The organism is uncultured Cetobacterium sp. (genome assembly GCF_947038635.1).
Taxonomy (GTDB): domain Bacteria; phylum Fusobacteriota; class Fusobacteriia; order Fusobacteriales; family Fusobacteriaceae; genus Cetobacterium_A.
Window position 1 is genome coordinate 1 of sequence record NZ_CAMQXC010000176.1, and the last position, 3,064, is coordinate 3,064.

General features: G+C 26.8%; 4 protein-coding genes. 2 read left to right on the forward strand and 2 right to left on the reverse strand.

What is annotated here, in order from left to right:
- Positions 1 to 720, forward strand: a 720-nt coding sequence (locus Q0V08_RS11260; RefSeq protein WP_297434812.1) for a TIM barrel protein, incomplete at its 5' end; no start/stop codon positions are given.
- A gap of 42 nt (positions 721 to 762) precedes the next feature.
- On the forward strand, positions 763 to 1,752 hold the full coding sequence (locus tag Q0V08_RS11265; protein ID WP_297434813.1) for a hypothetical protein: 990 nt from the start codon (positions 763 to 765) through the stop codon (positions 1,750 to 1,752).
- Positions 1,753 to 1,810: 58 nt separating this feature from the next.
- Here the strand turns inward: Q0V08_RS11265 and Q0V08_RS11270 are convergent, their stop codons facing one another.
- Together Q0V08_RS11270 and Q0V08_RS11275 are read right to left on the reverse strand one after the other, a co-directional pair.
- Positions 1,811 to 2,185 carry a hypothetical protein gene (locus Q0V08_RS11270; protein WP_297434814.1) on the reverse strand — a complete coding sequence of 125 codons (375 nt, stop codon included), beginning with the start codon at positions 2,183 to 2,185 and terminating at the stop codon, positions 1,811 to 1,813.
- 58 nt (positions 2,186 to 2,243) lie between these two features.
- A partial coding sequence (locus tag Q0V08_RS11275) for an MATE family efflux transporter (RefSeq protein ID WP_297434815.1) occupies positions 2,244 to 3,064 on the reverse strand: 821 nt, incomplete at its 5' end.

A 3,064-nucleotide genomic window follows, 5' to 3' on the forward strand; every position in this document is an offset into this window, starting at 1 on the left:
GATTTTAACATTTCAATAGAAAACTTAAATAGTGAGTTAGCTCAATATTTAAAAAATAATTTAGAAACTAAAGATATTAATCTATCTGTTTTAGGATGTTATATAAATATGGGAAATCCTGATAATAACATAAGACACCAAGAGATTGAAAAATTCAAATATCATTTAGATTTCTCTAAAAACTTTCCGGGATGTATCGTTGGAACCGAAACTGGTTGCTTAACTACAGACTATACACACACGCCATTAAATGATACTCAAGAAGCTTTTAATATTTTTCTAGATACTTTAAATGAAATAGTTAAACATGCTGAAAAAACTCAAACTTTAGTAGCTATTGAAGGAGTTTCAAAAGATATTATATCGACTCCTGAAAAAATGAACCTAGCCTTAAAAACTGTTGTATCTAGTCATTTAAAAGTTATATTTGATCCTGTTAATTTTTTAAATATAACTAATTTCCATAACCAAAAGAATATAATAGAAAAATCTTTCGAACTTTTTGCTGATAAAATTGCAATAATTCACTTAAAAGATTTCAAAGTAGAAAATAATATTTTTAAAATTGTTCCTATTGGAGAAGGAAGTTTTGATATAGATACTTTAATGAAATGTATCAAAAAATATAACTTAGAGGTTGATATCTTATTAGAGAATTCTACTATTGAATCTGCAAAGAAATGTATTCATTTTGTAAAAAATTCATATAAAAATAATTAAAACATTAAACAATATTTATTAAAATAAAGAGGGGGAGACAAAATGTCCAAAAAAATTATTTTATTATTAGCAAGTATTTTATCTGCAGGAACTTTTGCAGCAACAATTGAAATCGGTTTTGAAAATGAGCAATATGATGATAAAGGTACAAATAACTACAACAGAAGCGATGTATTTATGCCTTATGTTAGTGGAAGTTTTAATCCGCTAGAAGGATCTAAATTAAAAATCGATTTTAAGTATATGTATCAAGATCAATATGGAAAAGAAAGAGCTGAAGGTACAAATGCTAGATTTAAAACTCAAAGAGATAGATTTGAAATGTTTGCAAGTGGCTATAGTTATAAAAATGGAGACTTCGCTTTTAATCCTAAAGTTGGTTTCAGATATGAGCAGTGGTCTATAAATGATAACTCTTTAAGCAATCAAACGAAAAGAAATCTTAGTCTAAGATTTTTTCCAGATATGAACTACAAGATAACTAACACTACTAATCTTTATTTAAGTGGATTTACAGGTCCACTATTTACTGAAACAAAGCAAGAATCTAGAAAAGATTCAAGCTATAAAAAAGGAGATTTAGATACTAATTATTACTATGGTGATTGGTACCAAGAAGTTCAGTTAATTGGAATTAGACAAACTCTTCCTAATAAAGATTCTATCTGGGCATCGCTTTATAATGAATATAAATATCTTGAGCACTCATCTGAATATATACGTTGGCAATTAAGAGGAGGATATAACTGGGGAATAACTGATAAGTTAGCTATCAATCCATTTATTAGATATGATTTACATTACGAAGAAAAAGGAAAAGAATCCTCTTCTTTAAGTGGAAGTAATAATGGCAAAACAAGAGATAAAGATGAAACTAGAATTGGTACAACATTTAGCTACAAATTTGATCCTACATTAACATTGATAGGAGAAGTTTACTGGCAATCTGCTAAAAACATATCATATGATGGAAAAAAATCTGATGATAAAGACAGAATGTTTTACAAACTTGGTTTAAGAAAAGCTTTTTAATTATTTTATGGAATTTAGCGATAAAAAAAGACCTCTTTGTTAAAGAGGTCTTTTTTTATTAATGAATTATTTTTTTTCCATTTTCCTCTGGTTCTTTTCCAGATAAATGAACTATTTTATTTACCGCTAATTCTGCATATTTATCTAATATTGCAGGTAAATCTGAATTTTCAACTAGCTCTATATATGCAGAATCCTCTTTAATTTTAGGAGCTACTCTATATTTTTTATCACCAATCATTTCTATTTCAAAATCACCATTGAACTCTCCATAAATAGGATCTAAGCTAGGCTCAATCTCTTTTACCATATCAGCTACTATCATTGAGAATATTTTTTTAACATCTTCAGCTCCTTGGGCTTTAGACATTCTTACTTTATAATCTCCCCAATATTTATTTTCTACCTCTGAAAATGATTTTTTGTATGCCATTTTTTTACCTCCTCAACTCTTGTTTTTACAGGTTTATATTTTTATCTACGCTAACGTATTAACTCTTCCTTTTTTCTTTTATTTTTTTATATATAAATATAAAATATACTAAAAAGAAAAAACCTGCACTCCAATTTATGACTAAAATTCCTATCCAAATCCCTTGAACACCTTGAAAAATTTTTACTAATATAGGAAAGCACAATATAGGCATTAAAAATTGACGGTATATTCCTATTAAAATCGAAAATTTAGGATATTTTAATCCTCTCAAAATAGCATCACATATATTTATTAAAATGTATGAATTAAAAGTAAATCTCTCTATTGAAAAATAACTAACTCCATATTCTATAACTTCTAAATTCTTAGTAAATACATTAAATAAATAGGGTAATAAATAACTTATACTTAACATTCCTACAGTCATTATTATAATTCCATAAAGCATTGTTTTAATAAAAACTTGTTTTATTCTATCAAATTTTTTTGCACCAAAACTTTGACCAGTTATACTTAAAGCAGCACTATTTAAACCAATTGCTGGTAATAATATTAATTGCTCTATACGAGTTGATATTCCATACGATGCAATAGCTGAGCTTCCTCCAACTTTTTGTATATAATGATTTATCACAAAAACTCCTACAGCTATTGTCATCATATTAAAACTTGCTGGCAATCCTTGATTTAAAATATCCCCTATATTTTTTATGCTTGGAATTTTTATATTATAATTTTGTTTCAAAATTAAGGGAGAATTTTTCACCTTAAAATACAAATACACACTTCCTACTAATTGTATTAATACTGTCGCTATTGCCACGCCATCTGTTGTTGTTTTTAAAATAAATATAAAAAATGGATCCAATATTATAT